The 23,004-nt window shown below is 64.6% G+C and carries 25 protein-coding genes; 14 read left to right on the top strand and 11 right to left on the bottom strand.

The window, feature by feature from the left end; translation table 11 throughout:
* The first annotated feature begins 4 nt into the window (after positions 1 to 4).
* Positions 5 to 172, top strand: a complete 168-nt coding sequence (locus P6U31_RS11780; RefSeq protein ID WP_407188489.1) for a hypothetical protein — start codon at positions 5 to 7, stop codon at positions 170 to 172.
* A 72-nt stretch (positions 173 to 244) separates the two neighbouring features.
* Here the strand turns inward: P6U31_RS11780 and P6U31_RS11775 are convergent, their stop codons facing one another.
* The 7 genes from P6U31_RS11775 to P6U31_RS11745 form a co-directional block, all read right to left on the bottom strand.
* Positions 245 to 547: an HU family DNA-binding protein gene (locus P6U31_RS11775; RefSeq protein ID WP_025037698.1), complete on the bottom strand. Its 303-nt coding sequence runs from the start codon at positions 545 to 547 to the stop codon at positions 245 to 247.
* A gap of 343 nt (positions 548 to 890) precedes the next feature.
* Positions 891 to 2,123 carry an acetyl-CoA C-acetyltransferase gene (locus P6U31_RS11770; protein ID WP_407188487.1) on the bottom strand — a complete coding sequence of 411 codons (1,233 nt, stop codon included), beginning with the start codon at positions 2,121 to 2,123 and terminating at the stop codon, positions 891 to 893.
* Positions 2,124 to 2,403: 280 nt separating this feature from the next.
* Positions 2,404 to 3,867 carry a GH1 family beta-glucosidase gene (locus P6U31_RS11765; RefSeq protein ID WP_407188485.1) on the bottom strand — a complete coding sequence of 488 codons (1,464 nt, stop codon included), beginning with the start codon at positions 3,865 to 3,867 and terminating at the stop codon, positions 2,404 to 2,406.
* A gap of 150 nt (positions 3,868 to 4,017) precedes the next feature.
* Positions 4,018 to 4,425, bottom strand: coding sequence for a hypothetical protein (locus P6U31_RS11760; protein WP_407188484.1), 408 nt, complete (start codon positions 4,423 to 4,425; stop codon positions 4,018 to 4,020).
* A gap of 339 nt (positions 4,426 to 4,764) precedes the next feature.
* Positions 4,765 to 5,124, bottom strand: coding sequence for a hypothetical protein (locus P6U31_RS11755; protein WP_407188482.1), 360 nt, complete (start codon positions 5,122 to 5,124; stop codon positions 4,765 to 4,767).
* A gap of 91 nt (positions 5,125 to 5,215) precedes the next feature.
* Entirely contained in the window at positions 5,216 to 7,687 is a 2,472-nt protein-coding gene (locus P6U31_RS11750; RefSeq protein ID WP_407188480.1) for a TonB-dependent receptor, read from the bottom strand.
* Between the two features lie 162 nt (positions 7,688 to 7,849).
* Entirely contained in the window at positions 7,850 to 9,208 is a 1,359-nt protein-coding gene (locus tag P6U31_RS11745) for a histidine kinase (protein WP_407188478.1), read from the bottom strand.
* Between the two features lie 215 nt (positions 9,209 to 9,423).
* Here P6U31_RS11745 and P6U31_RS11740 point away from each other — a divergent pair, with 215 nt between their 5' ends.
* Together P6U31_RS11740 and fghA are read left to right on the top strand one after the other, a co-directional pair.
* Positions 9,424 to 10,044, top strand: coding sequence for a response regulator transcription factor (locus P6U31_RS11740; protein ID WP_018320706.1), 621 nt, complete (start codon positions 9,424 to 9,426; stop codon positions 10,042 to 10,044).
* 78 nt (positions 10,045 to 10,122) lie between these two features.
* Entirely contained in the window at positions 10,123 to 10,968 is an 846-nt protein-coding gene (gene fghA, locus P6U31_RS11735; RefSeq protein ID WP_407188477.1) for an S-formylglutathione hydrolase, read from the top strand.
* Between the two features lie 148 nt (positions 10,969 to 11,116).
* Here the strand turns inward: fghA and P6U31_RS11730 are convergent, their stop codons facing one another.
* On the bottom strand, positions 11,117 to 11,689 hold the full coding sequence (locus tag P6U31_RS11730; RefSeq protein WP_407188475.1) for a DUF3280 domain-containing protein: 573 nt from the start codon (positions 11,687 to 11,689) through the stop codon (positions 11,117 to 11,119).
* Positions 11,690 to 11,749: 60 nt separating this feature from the next.
* Between P6U31_RS11730 and P6U31_RS11725 the strand changes: the two genes are divergently transcribed.
* The 6 genes from P6U31_RS11725 (at position 11,750) to P6U31_RS11700 (ending at position 16,593) form a co-directional block, all read left to right on the top strand.
* Positions 11,750 to 12,931, top strand: coding sequence for an ABC transporter substrate-binding protein (locus P6U31_RS11725; protein ID WP_407188473.1), 1,182 nt, complete (start codon positions 11,750 to 11,752; stop codon positions 12,929 to 12,931).
* 8 nt (positions 12,932 to 12,939) lie between these two features.
* Complete coding sequence (locus P6U31_RS11720) at positions 12,940 to 13,908, top strand: YVTN family beta-propeller repeat protein (RefSeq protein ID WP_407189827.1); 969 nt, start codon at positions 12,940 to 12,942, stop codon at positions 13,906 to 13,908.
* Positions 13,905 to 14,711, top strand: a complete 807-nt coding sequence (locus tag P6U31_RS11715) for an ABC transporter ATP-binding protein (RefSeq protein WP_407188471.1) — start codon at positions 13,905 to 13,907, stop codon at positions 14,709 to 14,711. Before P6U31_RS11720 ends, P6U31_RS11715 begins: the two co-directional genes overlap by 4 nt.
* Positions 14,708 to 15,556: an ABC transporter permease gene (locus P6U31_RS11710; RefSeq protein ID WP_407188470.1), complete on the top strand. Its 849-nt coding sequence runs from the start codon at positions 14,708 to 14,710 to the stop codon at positions 15,554 to 15,556. The genes P6U31_RS11715 and P6U31_RS11710 overlap by 4 nt, the downstream gene beginning before the upstream one ends.
* Positions 15,553 to 16,161, top strand: a complete 609-nt coding sequence (locus tag P6U31_RS11705; protein WP_407188468.1) for a hypothetical protein — start codon at positions 15,553 to 15,555, stop codon at positions 16,159 to 16,161. Before P6U31_RS11710 ends, P6U31_RS11705 begins: the two co-directional genes overlap by 4 nt.
* Positions 16,162 to 16,290: 129 nt before the next feature.
* Entirely contained in the window at positions 16,291 to 16,593 is a 303-nt protein-coding gene (locus tag P6U31_RS11700; protein WP_407188466.1) for a copper-binding protein, read from the top strand.
* Positions 16,594 to 16,636: 43 nt separating this feature from the next.
* Here the strand turns inward: P6U31_RS11700 and P6U31_RS11695 are convergent, their stop codons facing one another.
* Both P6U31_RS11695 and P6U31_RS11690 read right to left on the bottom strand, forming a co-directional pair.
* Positions 16,637 to 17,194: a PQQ-dependent catabolism-associated CXXCW motif protein gene (locus P6U31_RS11695; RefSeq protein WP_407188464.1), complete on the bottom strand. Its 558-nt coding sequence runs from the start codon at positions 17,192 to 17,194 to the stop codon at positions 16,637 to 16,639.
* On the bottom strand, positions 17,191 to 18,072 hold the full coding sequence (locus P6U31_RS11690; protein ID WP_407188463.1) for a substrate-binding domain-containing protein: 882 nt from the start codon (positions 18,070 to 18,072) through the stop codon (positions 17,191 to 17,193). The genes P6U31_RS11695 and P6U31_RS11690 overlap by 4 nt, the downstream gene beginning before the upstream one ends.
* Positions 18,073 to 18,188: 116 nt before the next feature.
* Here P6U31_RS11690 and P6U31_RS11685 point away from each other — a divergent pair, with 116 nt between their 5' ends.
* Entirely contained in the window at positions 18,189 to 19,115 is a 927-nt protein-coding gene (locus P6U31_RS11685; protein ID WP_407188461.1) for a quinoprotein relay system zinc metallohydrolase 2, read from the top strand.
* 51 nt (positions 19,116 to 19,166) lie between these two features.
* A complete protein-coding gene (locus tag P6U31_RS11680; RefSeq protein ID WP_407188460.1) occupies positions 19,167 to 19,985 on the top strand; it encodes a quinoprotein dehydrogenase-associated SoxYZ-like carrier in 819 nt (272 codons plus the stop codon).
* 99 nt (positions 19,986 to 20,084) lie between these two features.
* Here the strand turns inward: P6U31_RS11680 and P6U31_RS11675 are convergent, their stop codons facing one another.
* Entirely contained in the window at positions 20,085 to 20,444 is a 360-nt protein-coding gene (locus P6U31_RS11675; RefSeq protein ID WP_407188458.1) for a hypothetical protein, read from the bottom strand.
* A gap of 105 nt (positions 20,445 to 20,549) precedes the next feature.
* Here P6U31_RS11675 and P6U31_RS11670 point away from each other — a divergent pair, with 105 nt between their 5' ends.
* From P6U31_RS11670 to P6U31_RS11660, 3 genes are read left to right on the top strand one after another with little or no spacing between them, the layout of a single operon-like run.
* On the top strand, positions 20,550 to 21,530 hold the full coding sequence (locus tag P6U31_RS11670; RefSeq protein ID WP_407188457.1) for an ABC transporter substrate-binding protein: 981 nt from the start codon (positions 20,550 to 20,552) through the stop codon (positions 21,528 to 21,530).
* A 1-nt stretch (position 21,531) separates the two neighbouring features.
* A complete protein-coding gene (locus tag P6U31_RS11665) occupies positions 21,532 to 22,269 on the top strand; it encodes an ABC transporter permease (protein ID WP_407188456.1) in 738 nt (245 codons plus the stop codon).
* A complete protein-coding gene (locus P6U31_RS11660) occupies positions 22,259 to 22,969 on the top strand; it encodes an ABC transporter ATP-binding protein (RefSeq protein WP_407188454.1) in 711 nt (236 codons plus the stop codon). The genes P6U31_RS11665 and P6U31_RS11660 overlap by 11 nt, the downstream gene beginning before the upstream one ends.
* The last annotated feature ends 35 nt before the right edge of the window (positions 22,970 to 23,004 follow it).

The raw sequence follows: 23,004 nt of genomic DNA, 5'->3' as shown, positions 1-23,004 counted from the left end.
TGCGATGAAGAGGCTGCTGGAAAAAGCGAAGAGATCGCGGAAGACGCAGCGGCTGCGCCAGTTGCTCGATCGCGCGATCGACCGGGTTCGCGATGGGCTGGCGGCGCCCGGACCAGGTTCAGGGCCGCAACTTCAACCCATTTCGGTCCGGGTGAAGCGCCGCAAGGGTTGAGCCCTCCGTCTCAGGCCCTCGCGGCTGCCCCAAACAAAAGGCCTCCTCCGATCCGAGGAGGCCTTCGCGTTGTTAGCCCACGGCGTCCTTGGCCGCCTTGACCGGACGGGCGCGGACGATCTTCCGGGCCGGCTTGGCCTTGAACATCATCTCTTCACCCGTGAACGGGTTGGTGCCCTTGCGCGCCTTGGTCGCGGGCTTCTTGATCACCACGAACTTGGCGAAGCCCGGCACCAGGAACAGGCCGTTCTTCTTGAGCTCCTTGTGACCGACGTCGGTCAGCGTCTCCATGACGTTCTTGACGTCGCGCTTGGAAAGCTCTGTGGCGGTCGCAATCTTTTCGATCAACTGCGATTTGGACATTTGGGTGGCCATCGTGTCTCCTCTGATTCGTGACGGCTGCATATTAGACCAACCGGCGAAGGCCTATAGCCTTCTGCACAGTTTTGTCGCGGTTTTACGGGCATTTTTGGCCCTCTGTGGCAAAAAACCCTGCTTTTTAGCTACTTCCGGAGCGGGAGAAGCCTCAGGCAGCGGATTTTGCCTTGTTTCAAAGGCCCGCACGACATCTTGCTAGAACTGATTCGCCGCTTTCGACAAGCGAAGACCGGCCTCTTTGTGAAAGGAGGCGCGTGTTTCACCCTGAAAAATAAGGGTCGGATCGCATGTTGCCGGTCTTTCTCCCCGTAAAAACAGGGAGAAAGTGAGGGGCGATTGGCTAGACGCGCTCGATGATGATGGCCGGCGCCATGCCGCCGGCGGCGCACATGGTGACGAGGCCGCGCTTGAGGTCGCGCCGTTCGAGCTCGTCGAGCACGGTGCCGATCAGGATCGAGCCAGTGGCGCCGATGGGGTGACCGAGCGCGATCGAGCCGCCATTGACGTTGACCTTGGCGCGGTCGAGCTTGAGGTCTCGGATGTATTTTTCCGCCACCACCGCGAACGCCTCGTTGATCTCGAACAGGTCGATGTCGTCGATGGCAAGGCCCGCCTTCGCCAGCACCTTTTTCGTCGCGGGCACCGGCGCGTTCAGCATCAGGGTCGGCGAGTCCCCCATATTCGCCATGGCCACGACGCGGGCACGGGCCTTGAGGCCGTGTGCCTTGGCGTAAGCGGGCGAGGCCAAGAGGATCGCGGCGGCGCCGTCGACGACGCCGGACGAGTTGCCGGCGTGATGCACGAAGTCGATCTCGAGATCAGGATATTTCTGCAGGATCATGCCGCGATAGGTCGTGCCCTTGTCGTCGAGCGCATAGTCGGCGATGGCCGGGAATGCCGGTTTCAGGCTGCTGAGTCCTTCCATCGTGGTCTGCGGCCGCGGATATTCCTCGTGATCCAGCGCAAGGCTGCCGTCCTCGCGGTGGACCGGCACCAGGCTTTTCTTGAAATACCCGTTCGCGATCGCATGGGCGGCGCGCTTCTGGCTCTCCAGCCCGAGCGCGTCGACGTCCCTCCGCGTGATGCCCTCCAGCGTCGCGATCGCATCCGCACAGACGCCCTGATGCGACTGCGGATGCCGCGCCCGCAGGCGCAGATTGCCGCTGTCCATCATCATCGGGCCGCCGCCGCGGCGTCCCTCCATCGACATCATCTCGCAGCCGCCGGCGATGACGAGGTCCTCGGCGCCCGCCATGATCGAGGATGCCGCCATGCTGACGCTGGTGATGCCGCTTCCGCAGAAGCGGTCGAGCGTCACCGCGCTGGCGCGCACGTCGTAGCCGGCATCGAGCGCCGACATCCGCCCGAGGTCGCCGCTTTGCGTTGCGACCTGCGCGCTGCAGCCCCAGACGATGTCATCGACATCGGCGGTGTCGATTCCGGTGCGGTCCGCAAGGGCGCGCAGCACCGTTGCCCCGAGCTGCTGCGGATGAATGCCCGAGAGCGCTCCCTTGCCGGCCTTGCCGACGCCCCGCGGGGTCCGGCAAGCATCGATGATCAGCGCGTCAGCCATTGGCGTTGTCCTCTTGTTTATGGGTCTTGAGGACGGTTTTGAATAAGCGGAAGAGTGGAGTCAATGCGCGGCGCTACGCATCCTCTCCCGCCCCTCACCCAGATTTTCCGCTCCGCGAAAGCCTCAGCGACGCCATGGCCGGGCCTGTCCCGGCCATCCACTCCCTGCCTTACCATGGGCACGAAGAACGTGGGATCCCCGTGCCTCCGCCTCGCCGAAGCGGCTCCGGCCGCGCAGGCGCGACAACCCGGACATGACGACCTCTCCACGAAGAAAGCAATCACGCCCCGGCCGCGTTCCTCGCGATCACGTTGCGGTAGAAGCTGGCGCTGAGTTTCGGCGTGCGCACCTGGGTGTCGAAATTGACGTGGTACAGCCCGAAACGTTTGTTCAACCCGTACACCCACTCGAAATTGTCCATCAGGCTCCAGAGGAAATAGCCGCGCACCGGCACGCCTTCCGACGTAGCGCGCTGGAGCTGGGCGAGATAGTTGCGCAAATACATGATGCGGTCGGTGTCGTAGATCTTGCCGTCCGGCGTGACGACGTCGTCGCCGGAAGCGCCGTTCTCGCTGATATAGATTGCATCCGTCTTCCAGATCTTTGCCGCCAGCTTCGGCACCCAGTAGATCGTCTCGGGGCCGACACGCAGCCAGTCCGAATTCATGCGCGGAAACGATTTCGGGATCGGCAACGGCATGAAGCCCGCGCCTTGGTCTGATGCCACCACGTAGTTCTGCGGCGCGTAGATGTTGAGGCCCAGGAAATCGACCGGCGAAGAGATGATCTTCAGCTCCGCATCGGTGTATTTGGGCGCGTTGGGTCCGGCGAATTTCAGGAAGGCGTCGGTGTAGCGGCCCGTCATGATGACATTGAGATAGCCAGCATTCATCTCGCGCAGCGCGATCTCGGCGGCGCGAACGTTCTCCGGCGTGTCGATCGCGGGCGCACAGGCATCGACATTCTCGGCCGGCCCGACCCGGGTGCCGCGCCGGCCATGGGCGCGCATCGCCTGCACCGCGAGCCCGTGCGCCAGCGCGCTGTTGTGCCTGACCTGGTTGACCTCGGCTTTCGGCAATGTCATGCCCGGGGCGTCGATGCCGATGCCGTAGCCGAAATAGACGAAACGGCCGCTCTCGTTCAGCGTGAACACGTTCCTGACGCGGTCGGTCAGATGCTCGGCGACGTAGGCTGCATAGTCACCGAAGATCTTGCAGGTCTCTCTGGAGCGCCAGCCGCCGAAGCGATCCTGGAGCGATTGCGGCAGGTCCCAATGATACAGCGTCAGCCAGGGCTCGATGCCGTTCTTCAGGAGCTCGTCGACGAGACGGTTGTAGAAATCGAGCCCCTTCGGGTTGGGCTTGCCGTCGCCGTCCGGAAACAGCCGCGGCCAGGCTACCGAGAAGCGGTAGGCCTTGCAGCCGAGCGCCTTGATGAGCGCGATGTCCTCCTTGTAACGGTGATAGTGTTCATTGGCGCGGTCGCCGGTGGTGCCGTCCTCGATCTTGCCGGGCATGCGCACGAATTTGTCCCAGATCGAGGCCCCTCGCCCATCCTCGTTGACCGCGCCCTCGACCTGATAGGACGAGGTCGCCGTGCCCCAGACGAAGCCGGCCGGAAAGCCGCTTCCGCCGCGCGGCGGCGCTGGAGGCCTGGCTTCGGCTGCATCGCGCGAGCCGGTCAAGCCGGCCGCGGACAGCCCCGCCATCTTCGCGAACCGGCGACGCGAGACCTTGTCCGACATTGATGCCCCTCAGCTTCCGAGCCGTTGCGGGGCACAATGGCGGGTCCGGAGCGGTTTGAGAAGCAAGCTTTGGGAAGAACCGGATGCAGAAACGCACGGCCTGAGGCGCGACATATGGATGCGGGCCAGCCGACGCGCCGCCGGCATCGATCAGCGCGAACGCTTCGGCAGCTTAGGCAACTTGTCCGGGTTGAACGCCGGGCGCTGCTCGGTTCGCTTGGTCGCCGGGTCCTGTTGTTCGGTGAGAATGAGAGTTCCCTGGAGAACCATTCCGGGGACCTGCTGTGCCGTCGCGGTGTAAGTCGCGATCTTGCCGGGGCAGCTTCCCTCGATGTCCAGGGTGAGCTCGTCTTCCACGCCGAACACCGTTGCACGTCCGTCGGTATGGCGCTTGGTCGACACGGTGGCGGTGAAGCGGTCTCCGTCGACCTGACACGATCCGCGATAGGTCATCAAGCTGTCGCGGCCCCAAATCTGCCCGTCAGCGACATGGACAATGCCGGTACCCTGGTCGAGCGGCGTCTTGTACCACGCCGCATATGTCCCATCCTTCAGCATGGGAGCAGTCTCCGTTGGCCATTCCCGCACGATAATCCGCATGCTCGGCGCTAAGAAAGCGTTAATCACGCGGCCCGTGCCAATCCGGCCTGTCCTTGCGCAGCTCGGCTTCAAGCTCCTCGACGATGCCGTGAAGCAGACACGCGGCAAGCGGGTCTGTGACCTCCCGTTCCAAGCGCCGGTAACGCGCGATCCTGCATTCCTGCTCTCTCAATTGGTGCTCTGTCATCACACGGGCCCTCCGACACATCGACGCAGAGACCGCCGAGCAGTTTCGTTAAAATTTTCAGATCATTTGCGATGGTTGCTAATTGGTAAAGAGGAAAGGGCCTCTCCCCTTCAAGAGGACAGACGAAGCCAGATGTCCTTGCTCGCCAACGTCCCGCTCGGGGTGGCAATCTCCATGTCCACGACATGCAGGGAGCCGGGCTGGTCTCCATAGATGTACTTGAGGTGCCACATGCGGCCCAGGTCCGGCGAGATGACGAAATCGTCCAGACCGTCGGTAATGGCCCTGACGGCCTCGCGGTGCGTCAAGGGGGCGGAAGACATGACATCGATCAGGTTGGCGAGGCTCATGCCCTCGATGAGCATGAGCCGCGCGACCTCGTCACCATAGACATGCCGGAGCGCTGCAACGATAGCGGCGACGGCATGCGGATTTTTCAACGACACGGCAAAGCGAGCCTCCGGCAGCATGATGCCGGAAGCGGGATATTCTACGCAAGCGATCCGCCAGAGGCGGTCCGGAACCCTCCGCCTGGGCGCAAACGGCTGCGGCTTTACGCGCCTAGAACGTCACCCGCATGCCAGCATAGAACGCCCTTGGCCTCGCCGGGCTCAGCGAGCGCGGGTCGGTGAAGTCGTTGCCGCCGTTGGTGAAGTTGGGCAAGGCCTCGCGGTCGAAGAACTGCCCGTAGGTCGCGTAGCGCTTGTCGAACACATTGTCGATGCGGCCGTAGAGCTGGACGTTCTTCGCAACCTGGTAGGAGGTGTGGAGGTTGAACACCGTATAAGACGGCAGCTTCGCATATTGGTTCGACTCATCGCCAACCAGGTATTGGCTGGAGACGAACAGCGCGTTGCCGCCGACCTTCCAGACGTCGGTCACGGCATAGTCGACGCCGACCTTGACCCGATGCCGCGGGATCGCGGGGAGCTGGTTGCCCGGTGAGACGTGGATGGTTTTCGTGGCCGGATCGGCAAACGGGCTTTCCGAGCCGAGCTCGAGCGGATCGAGGAAGCGCGCGTCGACGAAGGCGTAGCTCGCCTGGAACTGGAGCGTCGGCGACTTGATGTTGACCTCTGCCTCAAGGCCCTGCCGGCGGGTCCGGCCAACGTTGGAGAAATAGCCGAAGCCGGTCCGCCCGACCACGGGGACCGCGACGATGTCGTCATAATTGGTGGCGCGAAAGCCGCCGATCTTCCAGCCGAGGGTGCCGATGTTCAGCTCCCTGGTGCCGCGCAGGCCGGCTTCCACGGTCTTGGACACGACCTGCTTGAGCGGCGGATCGGAGACCAGAAACGCCGCGATGAGACAGGGCCTGGCGGGATCGGAGCAGCCGAGCTCGAGCGGCGTCGGCACGCGGTTGGCCTCGGAATAGCCGGCGTAAGCGGTCAATTCCGGCGTGATCTTGTAGGTGCCGCCGATGACGGGATTGAAGCGGGTGAACGTGTGATCGCCGTTCAGCGCGGTCCCGAGCTGATCTTCCAGCGAGATCCGCGCCACGTTGAAACGGCCGCCCCCCGTGATGGCGAAGGCGTTCGTGACGTTGAACGTATCCATCGCATAGAGGCCGTTATATTGATTGACGGTCCGCAGCGAGACGGGGCCGGCAACGGGATCTGCTGTGGGAGTCGCACCCAGGAAAACCCCGCTGCCGCTGACGACGTAGTTCTCTCCCATCGAGCCGATCTCGGCGGTGGCGTTGTAGCGCGTCACGCTGGCGTCATAGGTCGCGCCCGCCACGAAGCGGTTGTCATGGCCGAACACTTGATCGGTGTTGGTAGCCTGTCCCGACACGCCGAACGTGGTCGAGCGGATCGAGCCCCGGTCGATCTCGCCGAGGATCGTTCCCGGAGCAAAGGGATTGGCGAGCTGCGCGCCATTGGCGCCGTTGGCGGCGGTGGTGTCATTGCCGAAGCAGAGCAATGCCGGATCGGTGCATTCCTGCACGTCGGTCGGATTGCCGTCGACGATCTTCTGCTCGAACCTGCGCACATGGGCGGTGCCTTCGAGCGTCCAGGTCGGCGTGGCGTCGACCTTTCCGGTCAGGTTGAGATAGCCGACGCGATTGGCGGTGGTCTGCGGCGTGGTGTAGGTCGCGCCCCAATATTTGTCGAGCAACTCGGCAGGGACGGTGGCGCTGGCGCCGAAATCGTTCTTGGCGACGCCCATATTGGCGTGGAATTCGCTGTCGCCGGCCTTGTAGCCGACATCGCCGTAGAACCGCCGCACGGTCGATTGCGAGAAATTGCGGAAACCGTTGTCGCGCAGGCCTTCGAGCGCGGCATAGACGGCGTAGTTCTTGTCGACCTGCTTGCCCCATTGCGCGGAGCCCTGGATGCGGCCGAACGAGCCGCCCATCAGATCGAGCTCCGCACCCTGATAGCTGAAGCCGTCCTTCATCTGCAGGTTGATGGCGCCGCCGAGCGCATTGAGGCCGAAGGCGGGATTGTTGGTCACCAGCGTCACGGACCTGATCGCGGCGGTGGGGATCAGGTCCCAATTGACGGCGTCGGAGAACGCTTCGTTGATGCGGACGCCGTTCTGGTACACGGCAAGGCCCTGCGGCGTGCCGGTCACGGGGGAAGCGACGAAGCCACGGAACTCGACATCGGGCGTGAATGGATTGCCGGTGACTTCGCTGATGTTGACGCCGGCGATGTTGTCTCGCAGCGCGTCCGTGACGTTGAGCGAACCGGTGCGCTTGATCTGATTGGCATCGACGGCGTTGATTGGCGACGGGACCTTGTCGACATCAAGACCCCTGCCGGTGCCCGGCGCGGTCGGGTAGACGTAGATGCGCGTCCGAGGACTGGCAGACGACGCGGCCCCGACGCGGGCGACCGGTCGCACCGGCGCGCTCCGTCTCGCCGCCGACGGAGGCGGCGCCGTCACTTCGACCGGCGGCAGATTCTGGACGTTGGTCTCCTCGTCCTGCGCGGCCGCGACAGGGGTCGCAAAGACCAGCCCGGACACCAGACCGGTCGACGCCGAAGCCATCAACACACGACGCTTGAACGAAAGAAACTTCCCCATCCCCGGCCTTCCCATCCGTAACCACCGGCTGTTTTGATTTTCGCCGATTGGTTCAGGCGAGTTTATTCGGCCGGAATGGGTGCGCCAGCCACAAAAGGTCGGGCAATATCCGCCCCGTTTTCCCGACCAAATCGGGATTTTTCCCGATGATCTCGGGCGCGCTCAGGCAACCGCGGTCGGAACCAGCGCTTCCACCGTCAAGCCGCCGGCGCCGGAGACGACGTTGAGCGTGCCGCCCAGCGCCAGAATCCGCTCGCGCATGCCGACCAGGCCGAAGCCGAGCTTCTGGCCCGGCTCCATGCCGCGGCCATTGTCGCTGACCCGCACCCGGGCGCAGAAGCGGCCATCGTGAGCCGTCGGCTCCGCCGGCTCGATGACGACATTGACCGAGGTCGCGCCGGCGTGGCGGAACACATTGGTGAGAGCCTCCTGCACGATCCGGTAGATGGTAAGGTCGGCGGTCTCGCCCGTGGGCCCGAGCGCGGGTGAGATGACGGTCTCGATCGCGACGTCGGGATGCGACTCCCGCCACAGCCGCGACAGCGATTCCAGCGCTTGACGCAGGCCGAGCTCGGCGAGGCCCACGGGGCGGAGGCGCTCCAGCACGCGGCGATTGAACTGCTGCAGCGCGTTGATCTGTTCCAGCATGGCGCTGCCATGTTTTCGCACGGCCTCCGCGCTGGGAACGCGTCCATCCGCCTGCTTCGCCAGCGCGCCGGCATGCGCGCGCAGCGAGAACAGATACGGCCCGAACTCGTCATGGAGCTCGCGCGCGATCTCCTTGCGCTCGATGTCCTGGAGCGACACCGCGCGCTCAGCAAGGCGCCGCTTGTCCTCGACAGCCTCATGCAGAGTTGCGGCAAGATGGTTGAGCTTGGTGCAGATCGCGGCGAGCTCCGGCGCACCGCCCGGCGCGACGCGGGCCTGATAACGTCCGGCCTCGAGCTCAGCCATCACATCCGCTAGCGACTGCAGCGGCGCCAGCGCCCGGCCGACCACATTCATCATCAAGAAAAACAGCGCGAGCGCGATCGCCGAGCCGACCTCGAGCTGGGTGACGATGCCGTCCCAGATCTCTGCGATCTCGTCGTCGGGATGCGAGGTGATCAGGAGCGAGCCGGGCCTGCCATGGATCGACAGCGGAACGCTCACCGCGGTCTGCTCGGGATGAACCAGGCTGACGAACCAGGCCGGCGGGCCGCGCGTCTCGGCATCGGCGTCGGCCCGCGGCGGCGTCAGCGGATTGCCGCCGGCGTCCCGGAGGGTGATGCTGACGTGGCGCAGACGGCTGAGGTCGCGCGCGATCTGGTTCAGCCTGGCATCCGGATCGGGCGCCTCGTTGAGATCGGCCACGATCATCTCGATAAACTCCCGCGCGAGGCGGATCACGCTCTGGTCCTCGGCCTGCACGCGGGGACCTGCCTCCGCGACCTGGCGGCCGATATTGACGGCGAGCCCCAGCGCCAGCAGCAGCGCCAGCAAGAGGTTGATGCGCCCGCGCAAGGATAGATTTTGCCACATTGGTATCGCCCGTGCCTCGCGAAGCCTTGCCCGCCCTGTCCGATGACGTTGACAGAGGCGAAGCGGCGGATATCTAATCGGAAGCGTACAGCAATCCCGGCCGGGTTGCATGAGGTGACCTCGGACACATCGCTCACGCGCCTGTCCCGTGTCGGTATCATGCGGCGCAGAGCCTGCAGGTTTGTCACAGGGAACGCGCTGTCAGGGGAACGCCTATGCGCATTCTGATCGTCGACGATCATCCCATCGTCGCCTCCGGCTGCCGTGCCGTGCTGGCCGACGAGGGCGAGATCGAGATTTTGGAGGCCGCCGACGCCGAGGACGGCGAGTGCGTCTTCATCGTCGAACGCCCTGACCTCTGCATCATCGACATCAACTTGCCGACCGTCTCCGGTTTCGAGCTTGCGCGCCGCATCCTCGAGCGCGCGCCCGAGGCCCGCATCATCATGTTCAGCATGAACGACGATCCCGCTTTCGCTGCGCGCGCGATCGAATGCGGCGCCAAGGGCTACGTCTCCAAGACCGGCGATCCCGACGACCTCGTCGAGGCGATCCGCGCCGTCGGCGGCGGCGGCACCTACCTGCCGAGCGCGATCGCGCGCAGCATCGCCTTCGCAGGACCGACGCTGGCGCAAAGCCCGCTGTCGAAGCTGAACGCGCGCGAGATGGAGATCCTGAGGCTGCTCAGCGCCGGAAAGAGCCTCTCGGAGATCGCCTGGCTGGTGCAGTCGTCGTACAAGACGGTCGCCAACACCTCATCGATCATGCGCCAGAAGCTCGGGGTGAAGACCTCGGTCGAGCTGGTGCGGCTGGCGATCGACAGCGGCGTCGCCTGACGCGCGGGCGACCGCCACAAATTCGGTCACACAAGCGTTGCAATGTTGATGTGGTTAGATGCCACGGAGCTCTAAGGCATGACGATTCAGACTGTCTCGACCAACAAATCCTATGGCGGCGTGCAGGGCGTGTATCGCCATACGAGCCAGGCGACCGGAACCGACATGGTTTTCTCGGTCTATGTCCCCCCGCATGCCGAGGGCGCGAAGCTGCCCGTGGTGTGGTATCTGTCCGGCCTCACCTGCACCCATGCGAACGTCACCGAGAAGGGCGAATTCCGCAAGGCCTGCGCCGAGCTCGGCCTGATCTTCGTCGCGCCCGATACCTCGCCGCGCGGGCCCGACGTGCCGGGCGATGCCAACAATGCCTATGATTTTGGCCTCGGGGCCGGCTTCTATGTCGATGCGACGCAGGAGCCGTTTGTGCGCAATTATCGGATGTGGAGCTATGTCACGGACGAGTTGCCCAAGCTCGTGGCGGGACATTTTCCCGTCGATGCCAGGCGGCAATCGGTGATGGGGCACTCGATGGGCGGCCATGGCGCGCTGACGGTGGCACTGCGCAACCCGCACCGCTACCGCGCCGCAAGCGCATTCGCGCCGATCGTGGCGCCCTCGCTCGTACCCTGGGGCATCAAGGCGCTGACCGGTTATCTCGGACCGAACAAGGATTCCTGGCGCAGCCACGACACGGTGGCGCTGATCGAAGACGGCGCGAAGTTTTCAAGCTTCCTGGTCGACGTCGGCGAAGCCGACAATTTCCTGAAAGAGCAGCTCAAGCCGGAGCTGCTCGAGGCCGCCTGCGCCAAGGCGGGCATCCCGCTGACGCTGCGGCGGCAGGCGGGCTACGACCATAGCTATTATTTCATCTCGACCTTCATGAGCGATCATCTGCACTGGCATGCGGAGAAGCTGAAGGCGTGATCTTTGAGCGCCAAGCGCGCTGCTCCCGCGTGCACAAGCGCGAGTTGGACTCGCGGAAACAACCCCTCACCCGCCTTCGCTATCGCGAAACCACCTTCTCCCACAAGGGGAGAGGGTGCACCGCCGTCGCGGCGAGTTATTCCCGCCCCTACTCCGGCTTGCCGTAATTCGGCGCCAGCAAGCGGTTGCGGATCAGGTAGCTCATCGTGCGCGTCCAGGCTTCATCGGTGTTGCCGCGCATGTCGGCGCTCGCCGCCGTGATCATGGCGCCGGTCTTGACGTCGCGCAGATAGATGTTGAGGTTGATGATCAGGTTCGAGACCTTCTGCACCATGCCGGTGATCTCGAGTTCGGCACCCACCTGTTGGGCGAGCTTGAGATCGCAGCCGCCGCAGGCCTGCAAATTGGCGTGGCGGGCGGCGTCCCTGACCGGCGCGATGTCCAGCACCTGGAACTTGCCGGAGTCAGCCAGCTCCTTGCGCAGCTGCTCGCTGATGCGCAGCAGGCGCGCCTCCTCCGGCCTGGAGCCGTAGAACTCGCCCGGCAGGCTGGTGTCGATCAGCTCGAAATCGAACACGGCCAGCTTCGGCGGATCGGCGCACGCGACCGAAGGCGTCAACAGCAAAGCGGCGAGCATCATGAATGCTCGCATGATCGTGATGCCCGGCCTCGCGCGCGCGGGGACGAAATGCGGGGTTGCATGCCCTGACAAATTGGTCATGCTTGAAGCTGAGACAATTCTCCACCTGCGGTCAAGCCGGGGAGAGCGCCTGGAGGAAACATGATCCGATGGTTGGCCGGTCTGATCGGTCTAGCTCTTGCCGCAACGAGCGCGTTCGCGGCGGAGCCTGTCCAGATCGGCGTCGGCTACCTCGGAATCGCCGGCACCAGATCGACCCTGTCGCTGGTCGAGCAGCCCGCGGAGAATGATGGCGTTGCCGGCGCCCGCCTCGCCATCGAGGACAACAACACCACCGGGAAATTCACGGGTCAGCGCTTTACACTGGAGGAGCGGCGCATTCGGGAAGGCGAGGACGTGGTGCAGGCCGCGACCGCGCTGGCCGAGAAGAACGGCTTCATCATCGCCGACCTGCCGGCCGACGCGCTCCTGAAAGTCTCGGATGCCCTGCGTGACCGCGGCACACTGCTGTTCAATGCGGGGGCAATCGACGAGCGGCTGCGCGAGGCCGATTGCCGCGCCAATGTGATTCACACCGCGCCGACGCGCGCGATGCTGGCCGATGCGCTCGGGCAATATCTGGTGTGGAAGAAGTGGTCGCGCTGGCTGCTGGTGGTCGGCTCGCACGACGAGGACAAGCTGTTCGCTGACGCGCTGCGGCGCACCGCGACGCGGTTCGGTGCCAAGATCGTGCAGGAGCGCACCTTCGAGGACAAGGGCGGCGCCCGTCGCACCGACAGCGGCGTGACGCTGATCCAGCGGCAGATGCCGGTGTTCACGCAGCAGGCGCCCGCTTACGACGTGCTGGTCGCCGCCGACGAGAGCGAGGTGTTCGGCGCGTACTTGCCCTATCGCACCTGGGATCCGCGGCCTGTCGCGGGCTCCGCCGGTCTCGTGCCGCGCAGCTGGGACCCGGCGCAGGACCAGTGGGGCGCGATCCAGATGCAGAACCGCTTCGTCAAGCTGAATTCGCGGCGCATGACCGCGCTCGACATGCAGGCCTGGACCGCGGTGCGCATGATCGGGGAAGCCACCTCGCGCACCAATTCCGGCGACGTCAAGAAGGTCACCGACTATATCAAGGGCCCGGATTTCTCGGTCGCCGCCTTCAAGGGTACGCGACTGACCTTGCGCGATTGGAATTGGCAGTTGCGTCAGCCAATCCTGCTGGTCGATGGCCGCATGGTCGTATCGGTCTCGCCGCAGGAGGGATTCCTGCACCAGGTCTCCGAGCTCGATACGCTCGGATACGATCGTCCGGAGAGCAAATGCAAGCTGAAGTGAGGACGCGGATGTTGCGCATGTGGCGTGTGGGGCTTCTCTCTGGACTTGCGCTGGCGGCTGCACCCGCGCACGCGTTCATCGCTTATGTCTCGAACGAGAAAAGCAACACGGTCTCGGTGATCGACACCGACAGCTGGACCGTCACCAAGACCATCAAGGTCGGCCAGCGGCCACGCGGCATCGACTTCACGCGCGACGGCAAGTTCGTGATGGTCGCGGTCGGCGACGACGACACCATCCAGATGATCGACGCCAGGACGCAGAGCGTGGTGGACAGCCTGCCCTCCGGGCCCGACCCGGAGCTGTTCGCCCAGGATGCGGCCGGCAAGATCCTCTACGTCGCCAACGAGAACGACAACACGGTGACCGTGATCGATCTGGAGAAGCGTAGCCGGCTCGGCGACATCCAGGTCGGCGTCGAGCCCGAGGGCATGACCATCAGCCCGGACGGCAAGACGCTGATCAACACGTCGGAAACGACCAACATGGCGCATTTCATCGACACCGGGTCGCGACAGATCGTCGCCAACGTGCTGGTCGACGCGCGGCCGCGCTTTGCCGAATTCAAGCATGACAGCTCGGAGCTGTGGGTCTCCTCCGAGATCGGCGGCACGGTGTCGGTGATCGACCCCAGCAAGCATGAGGTGATCGGCAAGGTCGTGTTCGAGATTCCGGGCCTGCGCAAAGAGGCGATCCAGCCGGTCGGCATCGGCATGACCAAGGACGACAAGACCGCCTTCGTCGCGCTCGGGCCCGCCAACCGCATCGCCGTGGTCGATGTCGCCTCGCGCAAGGTCACGAAATATCTGCTGGTCGGGCAGCGGGTCTGGCACATGGCGTTCACGCCCGACGAAAAATATCTGCTGACCACCAACGGCGTGTCGAACGACGTCTCCGTCATCGACGTTGCCGCGCAAAAGGTGATCAAGACGATTCAGGTGGGCGAGCTGCCCTGGGGCATCACGATCGCGCCATGACCAGTCCCGCTCCGATACCCGGGGCACGCGAGGCGCCGGGCCCTGATCTGGCCGCGGTGCCGGCGCTCTCGATCGATCGCGTCAGCCATAGCTATGGATCGCGCCGGGCGTTGATCGACGTCTCCTTCCATGTGCAGCCGGCGAGCTTTACCGCCCTGCTCGGCCTCAACGGCGCCGGCAAGAGCACACTGTTCTCGCTGATCACGCGCCTGTTCGGCATCCAGTCCGGACGGATCGGCATTTTCGGCCATGATATCGGCAAGAGCCCCGGCGAGGCGCTGCGGCTGCTCGGGGTCGTGTTCCAGCCACGCACGCTCGATCTCGACCTGTCGCTGACGCAGAACCTGCTCTATCACGCCGCGCTGCATGGCATCAGCCGCCGTGAGGCCGCCGCGCGCAGCGCCGAGCTGCTCGGCCGCATTGGGCTGGCCGACCGCGCCGGCAGCAAGGTGCGCGACCTCTCGGGTGGGCAGATGCGGCGGCTGGAGATCGCACGGGCGCTCTTGCACCGGCCGCGGCTGCTATTGCTCGACGAGCCGACCGTCGGCCTCGATGTCAAGGCGCGCGCCGACATCATCGGCCAGGTCCGCCAGCTCGTGACGGAGCAAGGCATCGGCGTGCTCTGGGCCACGCATCTGTTCGACGAGATCATGCCCAATGACGACCTCGTGGTGCTGCACCAGGGCAAGGTGCTGGCGCAGGGACCGATGAGCCGCGTCATCACCGAAGCCGGCGCGCAGGACGTCAACACCGCCTTCATGCGCCTGACCGGCGCGCAAACCATGCCGGGAGGCGGCGCATGAGCAGCATCACCACGCAAGACGCCCCGCGCGGCTTCTCAGCCCGCGAATACATGACCTGCCTCACCGGCATCGTCTGGCGCGAGGGCCTGCGCTTCCTGCATCAGCGCGAGCGGTTCGTCTCAGCGCTGGTGCGGCCGCTGGTGTGGCTGTTCATCTTTGCCGCCGGCTTCCGCCAGGTGCTCGGCATCTCCATCATCCCTCCTTACGAGACCTATATCCTCTACGAGGTCTATATCGCGCCAGGGCTGATGGCGATGATCCAGCTCTTCAACGGCATGCAATCCTCGCTGTCGATGGTCTACGACCGCGAGATGGGCAACATGCGCACGCTCCTGGTGAGCCCGCTGCCGCGCGGGTTCCTGCTGTTCTGCAAGCTGCTGGCAGGCACCGCGGTGTCGCTGCTCCAGGTCTATGCGTTTCTCCTGATCGCCTGGTTCTGGGACATCACCCCGCCGTCATCGGGCTATCTCACCGTGCTGCCGGCGCTGAGCCTGTCCGGGCTGATGCTGGGCTCGCTCGGCATGCTGATCTCCTCCGGCATCAAGCAGCTGGAAAACTTCGCCGGGGTGATGAATTTCGTCATTTTCCCGATGTTCTTCGCCTCCTCCGCCCTCTACCCGCTCTGGCGAGTACAGGAAGGCAGTCCCTATCTGTACTATCTCTGCGAGGCCAATCCGTTCACCCATGCGGTCGAGCTGATCCGGTTTGCGCTCTATGGGCAAATCAACTGGATCTCGCTCGCGGTGGTCGCGGCTTGCACTATCGTCTTCATGATCGGCGCGATTCTGGCCTATGATCCCTCGCGCGGGCTGGCGCGACGGGGGCCTGCAGGAGGCGAAGGATGAAGGTTCTGGCGATGGCTGCTCTGGCGCTCGCGCTGTCGGGCACGGCCGCCGGCGCGGCCGATCCGCGCTACCCCAACTGGCCCTGCACGCAAGCCAAGGTGCCGGAGATCTCGCTTGCCGCGGTCTGGGCCGGTCCTGCGCTCGACGACGCCGAGACCAAGTGGAAGAACGATACGAAAATCACCGCGCTGGTCGGGAAACTGTCGGCGCGCAAGACGCCGATCGAAGAGGCCGAGAAGTCGGTGAAAGACTTTTTGGCCGCCTCTTCCGCCGACAAGACCACCAACGCAAAGCTGTTGTTCGCCGGCCTGTTCGACACGCTCAACGCCCAGCGTTCGCAGGTCATGAACGGGCTCGAACGCGTCAGCCGCAAGCAGCGCGAGGCTGCCGACAAGATCCGCGAGGAGACGATCCAGCTGCAGGCGCTTCAGGGCGCCACGCCGCGAGACGAGGCCAAGGTCGAAGCGCTCAGCAACGAGCTGATCTGGAAGACCCGCATTTTCGAGGACCGCAACAAGGTGGTGCGGTTCGTCTGCGAGGTTCCAACTGCGATCGACCAGCGCCTGTTCGCACTCGGCCGCGTGATCCAGCAGGAAATGGAATAGCATCCGCTTCGCCGGCAGGTCGCGACAGGTTCCCGGATTGCCGGGGTTAACCTTTGCGCGGCTATCTGCCGGAACCAAATCGATCTAGGATGGCTTGTCGAAGTGAACTCCAGACGTCGGGAGGCCTCGATGGGAACCACAAGATTCATGTTCGCGGGCGCAGCCGCCCTCAGCATGCTCGCAACCAGCGCCCTTGCTGACGACATGACCGGGATGATCACGCGGATCGACCGGCTCAATGGCACGATCTCGATCCAGCAGACGCAAAAGGGTACGGTCGGCGCCAGCGCAGGCAGCGCCGGCGCGCTGCAGGAGTACAAAGCCAAGGATGCGGCGATGCTGGACGCCGTCCATGCCGGCGACAGGGTGACCTATTCTGCGACCGAAACCAACGGCACGGGCACGCTGACGAAGTTGGAGAAACAGAAGTAGGCGAGGCACTTCCTGACGCCGAGATCGCGGGGTCCAAACACGCTTACTGCTCGGGGCGCGGCTCGGGCTCGGCTGCGTCGGTTGGAAGCTTGGCACGCTCCCAACCGTCGGTGCCGTCGGGGTACCAGGCGACGTTGGAATAGCCATAGGTCAGCGCGCGCTTGGCCGCGTTCCAGGACATCCAGCAATCGGCAAGGCAATAGATCACCAGCAGCGCGGCCTTGTCGCCGCCCGAGACACGGGCGAGACCGCGCTGGAAATAGTCCTCCATGGCCGGCGGCAAACTGCCGTAACCGGTATCCGGCAGCCAGACGCTGCCCGGAATGTTCCTGCGCGGCGCATCGCGCCACACCGTGCCTTCGGGCAGGTTCTTCGGCTTTGGCGGCCGCGGCAGCACGTCGACAAACGCACCGCTCTTGGCGCGCCAGATCGCTTCGGCTTCCGCAGTGGTGAGCACGCGCGCGCCGGCCAGCGTCGCCGGTACCGGTGCGCGATAATTGTCAGTGCGATAGCCTTCGGGCTCGAACGGCTCCTGCTGCTGTGCGAATGCCGGTACCGCAAACGCGGCAATGAGGAGCGCAGCGGCAAGGGGCCGCCTCATGGCGTCTTCTTGGCCGTCTCCGCACTGAGCGGCCGGTCGCTCTCGTCGAGCAGCGGTACACCGAAATCGGCCAGGATCTTGTTGATCTCGCCCTGGTTCTCCTGGATCAGCTTGTTGAGCTGTCGCTTCCAATTCTGGTCGGCGGGGCGCACACCCATGCCGATGCGATAGACCAGCTTCGGCCCCGTCGTTTCCTTCACCAGCGGCGTGACATGAAGCGAGCCGACTTGCTTCGCGTAGTAGCCGGCCATGGGCCCCCACAGCACGCCGGCGTCGATCTTGCCCGCAGCGAGGTCGTCGATCATGGCCTGCGCCGAATTGTCGAAGCGCGTGTCGATCATGAGCGGATAGGGCTTGGCATCGCCCATCAGGCCGGCAAGCGCCATGTTCGTCGCCGGCGGGGTTCCGGCGACGATGCCGACATGCTTGCCTTTCAACTTCGGATCCTCGAGCGTATCGACGTCCTCGAGCCCGCTGCCAGCCTTGGCGACCAGCGCATAGGTCGTGCGGTAATAGGGATTGGTACCCTGGACGACGTCATCGCCTTGCGGAAAGCCCATAATGACGTCGCAGCGATGCGCACCCAGCGTCATGCGCACGAAGCCGGTGGCCTGCGGGAAGAAGACGTAATCGAGCTTCTTCTTGAGCTTGTCGGCAAACAGCTCCGCGAGCTTGTTCTCGAACCCCTCGCCCTTCTCGTTCGAGAAGGGCAGATTGCGGGGATCGGCGCAGACGCGCAGCACGTTCGGGTCGACCAGTTCAAATGAGAGATCGCCGCTATCCTTGGTCTGCGCCATGGCGATGTCACCGAGCGCACAGGACGCAACCAGGACCCACAGTGAAAACAACCAGCGACGATGTCGTCCGGCCTCCGTCATCGCGCTTCCTCCTTGTTTTGCTTGAATGCTATCCATGCAACGCATGACGCCAAAACTTTGCTGGCTTTGACTTGCTGCAGTGCAACGCGACGAACCCTTTGAACTGAGGCGAAAAAGTGTCTCGCATCGCTCGAGTGATCGCAGCCTTGTCCCTGCTGGGGAGAGCAACGCTAGCATGGGCCGGGGCGGCCGAATTGCCTGTGAGCGAAGTCGCAACGGGAATCTTCGTACACTCCGGGACCATCGCCCTGATGAGCCGCGAGAATGAGGGCGACATCGCCAATGTCGGCTTCATCGTGGGCGACGACGCCGTAGCTGTCATCGACACCGGCGGCAGCTTGCGCGAAGGCGAGGCCCTGCTGGCCGCCGTACGGGCCCGCACGCCCAAACCGATCCGCTATGTCATCAACACCCACGCCCACCCCGACCACGTCTTCGGCAACGGGGCCTTTGCCGCGACAGACACGATCTTCGTGGGCCACAGCAAGCTGCCGCAGGCGCTCGCAACGCGCGGCCCCCATTATCTCGACAATTTTCGTCGCATCATGGGCAGCGAGTTGATCGATCCCGTGAAGATCGTTGCCCCAACTCTGCTGGTTTCGGACACGATGACGCTCGATCTCGGATCGCGCCGCCTGACCTTGCGCGCTTGGCGGGCCGGGCATAGCGACAGCGATGTGACCGTGTACGACGAGACGACCAAGACCCTGTTCGCGGGCGACCTCGTCTTTCTCCGCCACATTCCGGTCATGGACGGCAGCATCCGCGGCTGGCTCGGCACGTTGGAGGAATTGGAGACCATTCCCGCGCAACGTGTCGTTCCCGGTCACGGCCCCGTGAGTGACTGGCCTGCCGCGTTGAGCGATGAACGGCGCTACTTGTCAACGCTGCTGTCCGACGTCCGCACGCTGAACAAGAACGGCGAGCCGATCCGGGCGGCCGCAGACAAGGCCGCTGCCGAGGAGCGGCCCCGCTGGGAGCTGTTCGGCGACTACAATGCCCGCAACGCAACTGCAGCATTCTCAGAAATTGAATGGGAGTAGCGGGCGCGCTACGATAGGCGCAGGAGCTTTGCTGCTTCGGGGAACATGACCATGACCCGATCGACACGCCGCCTGCCCTTGATCGCCGTACTGCTCGGCATCGCCTTCGCCGCCCCCGTGCAGGCTGAGGAGGCCTACGATCCCTGGCCGGGCCTGGTGCAGGATATCTTCAATAACCGTCCGATGAACGACGGCAGTGCCGTCATCGGCATCGAGATGCCGTATCGCGCCGAGGATGCGGCGATCGTGCCGGTGACATTGCGCAGCAAGCTGTCGCCCGCGGATGGCCGCCGGATCCGTTCGATCACGCTCGTGATCGACCGTAACCCCGCGCCGATGGCAGCGAAGTTCGAGCTCGCCTCCGATGCCAACGTGACGGAGATCTCGACGCGCGTACGCGTCAACAATTACACCGATGTCCATGCGGTGGCCGAGCTCAGCGATGGCCAGCTCTATGTCTCGAAAGTCTATGTAAAGGCCTCGGGCGGCTGCTCGGCCCCGGCAGCAAAGAACGCCGAGGAAGCGCAGAGCCGGCTCGGCCAGATGCGCTATCGGCAGTTCGCGCGCGAGGAGGCGCCGGCGAGCCGCATCCGCGAAGCGCAGATCATGATCGGCCATCCCAACAATTCCGGCCTGCAGATGGACCAGGTCACGCAGCTCTATATTCCCGCGTTCTTCATCAACCAGCTGAAGCTGACGCAGGACGACAGCCCCGTGCTGTCGATGGAAGGCGGCATCTCGATCTCGGAAGATCCCAATCTGCGCTTCACCTACGTGTCCAACGGCGCCAAGCGTTTCCGCGCGGAAGCAAAGGACACCGAGGGACACGTGTTCCGCAACGAGTGGGACGTGGAGAAGCCGGGGACGTAATAGTCACGCCGTCATTCCGGGGCGATGCGAAGCATCGAACCCGGAATCTCGAGATTCCGGGTCTGGTCCTTCGGACCATCCCGGAATGACAGAGCTAGATCAAAAACACCTCACCTCGGCTTCCGCCTGCGCGCGGCGCAAATCATTCACTGCCGCGTTCGCCTGCTCCGAGGTGCGGAACTGGACGCCGAGATTGCCGCGCACCTGGGACATGCTGAGCGCGGTCTCCGCGGTAACATAGCGCTCATAAGGAACGATCGAGGCCACCACGTCGATCGAGCAGGAGCATTGCTCGATCGACTGCCGGCTCTCGCCATTCGCCTTCATGCAGCCATAGACGTACTCGGCGCGCGCGGCGGTGGGATAATCATTGGCGTCCTCGGCCCGCGCTACGCACACGGTCGCCGCCAGCACGATCAATGCGGCGACAATCGGTCGTAGGTGTCCGCCCAGTTTCATGCTCATCCTCCCGCTGGTTGCGGCCAAAGCTATGCTATGCGTATTGTCATGAAAAGCACTCTGTCAGAGGAAACGGCTCACAAGGCGATGAGAGCACTTGGTGTGATGAGGGCATTTGGTCGAATATTGGCGCTCGCGACGACGCTGGCGCTGATGCCGGTCGCACCAGGCCGCGCCGCGGATACGATCCGCCTCGCAGTGCAGAAAACCGGAACATTCTCCTGGGAGCTGGCCGCGATCCGCAGCGCCGGCCTCGACAAGGAGGCGGGCCTTGCGCTGGAGGTCACCGAGCTCGCGAGCACGGAGGCCGGCAAGATCGCGATGCGCGCGGGCAGCGCCGACATCATCCTATCGGACTGGCTGTGGGTGTCGCGCGAGCGGGCGCTCGGTGCCAAGCTCACCTTCTACCCCTACTCCAGTGCGCTCGGCGCGGTGATGGTACCGGCATCGTCGCCAATGAAGACGCTCGCTGACCTCAAGGGCCGCAAGCTTGCCGTCGCCGGCGGGGCGATCGACAAGAGCTGGCTGCTGCTCCAGGCGCGCATGAAGCAGGACGGCATCGACCTGAAATCGGAGGCGACCATCGTCTATGGCGCGCCGCCCCTGATCGCCGCCAAGGCGCTCGACGGCGAGATGGATGCGAGCCTCAATTTCTGGAATTTCTGCGCCCAGCTCGAGGCCAAGGGTTTCAGGCGCCTCGCCGGCATCGAAGAGATCTTGCCGAAGCTCGGCGCCAAAGGTGCGGTCTCGGCGGTCGGCTACGTCTTCGACGAGAATTGGGCCGCGAGCCATCGCGACGCCGTGGCACGCTTCATCGCCATGACCCGCAAGGCCAAGCAGCTATTGGCGACCTCGGATGCGGCCTGGGACCAGATCGCGCCGCTGACCGGAACGAGCGATGCCACCCTGCTCAAGACTTATCGCGACCGCTACCGCGACGGTATTCCGCGCCGGAGCATCAACGACGAGGAACAGGACGCGCGCGTGCTCTACCGCGTGCTCGCCGAGATCGGCGGCCGCGACCTCGTCGGCCCCGCAGCCGAACTCGACCCCGGCACGTTCTATCACGCGGTCCCCGGAGACTGAGGTGCTGCGTCTTCTGTCGTTTACCCTGTTCCTCGCGATCTGGTGGACCGCCGCACTGTTCGTCGGCGGAGCAAAGCTGCCCTCCCCGCCGGCCGTGCTTCAGGTGATGATCGCGGAAGCATCAAGCGGCGCGCTGTTCCTGCATCTCGGCGCCACGCTGGCCCGCGTTGCGCTCGCCTTCACGCTTGCGATGTCGCTCGGCAGCGCCATCGGCTACCTGATGGGACGCGTCAAGCTCGCCGACCGGCTCGGTGATCCCTGGCTGATTCTGCTGCTCAACCTGCCCGCGCTGGTCGTGATCGTGTTGGCCTATATCTGGGCCGGCCTCACCGAGGCCGCCGCGATCGCGGCGATCGCCATCAACAAGCTGCCGACCGCGGTCGTCACCCTGCGCGAAGGCACCCGCGCGCTCGACCGCTCGCTCGACGAGATGGCGAGCGTGTTCGCGATGCCGCGCTGGCGCGCGTTCCGCCATGTCGTGTTGCCGCAGCTGGCGCCCTATATCGCCGCCGCCGCCCGCTCCGGCCTGTCGCTGGTATGGAAGATCGTGCTGGTCGCTGAGCTGCTCGGACGTCCGAACGGCGTCGGCTTCGAGATCGGCGTCGCCTTCCAGCTGTTCGACACGCCGCGGCTGCTCGCCTATTCGCTGACATTCGCCGCGGTCGTGCTCGTGATCGAAACCTTGCTGGTGCAGCCGTTCGAAGCCCGCGCAACACGATGGCGGCCCCGTGCGGCTTGAGGTCGAGATCACAGGCAAGACGTTCAGGAGTGCCGCGGGCGGAACGCACGAGGTGCTGGCGCCGATGAAATTCGCACTTTGCTCCGGTGAGGTCGGCGTGCTCATTGGTCCGTCCGGCTGCGGCAAGAGCACGCTGCTGCGCATCATCCTCGGCCTCGACGGCGATTTCAGGGGTCATATTGCGCGTCCGCCGCAGGCGCGGATCGGCATGGTGTTCCAGGAGCCGCGGCTGCTGCCTTGGCGTTCGGTCGAGCAGAATGTGCGGCTCGCGGCGCCCGACGTGACCGACGCGAAGCTGTCGGAGCTGTTCAGGATTCTGGAACTGGAAGCCCATCGCAGCCACTTTCCCGGCGAGTTGTCGCTCGGCCTCGCTCGGCGCGTCGCGCTCGCACGCGCCTTCGCAGTCGAACCGGATCTGCTGGTGCTCGACGAGCCCCTCGCCTCGCTCGACGACGCGCTCGCCGGCCGCTTGCGCGACGAGATCGCGACGCTGGTGGCCAGCCGTCCGGTGATGACGCTGCTCGTCACCCACAGTCTCGATGACGCGGTTCGGCTCGGCGATCGCCTGTTCTTCCTGTCGCCGCGCCCCGCACGTATCGTACAGGAAGTGCCGATTGCCGTGCCGCGCGCGATGCGCAGCGAAGCGGTGCTCGGCAAGATCAGGGCCGAGCTCGCGGCCTTGCCGCTTGAATCGAAATGAAGACCCATGGTCAACTGGGCCAATTCCTCGAGGGA

This window comes from Bradyrhizobium centrosematis, assembly GCF_045571495.1.
Lineage (GTDB): Bacteria > Pseudomonadota > Alphaproteobacteria > Rhizobiales > Xanthobacteraceae > Bradyrhizobium > Bradyrhizobium centrosematis.
Note: the sequence above shows the minus strand (reverse complement) of the source record. Positions and strands in the feature narration are given on the sequence as shown.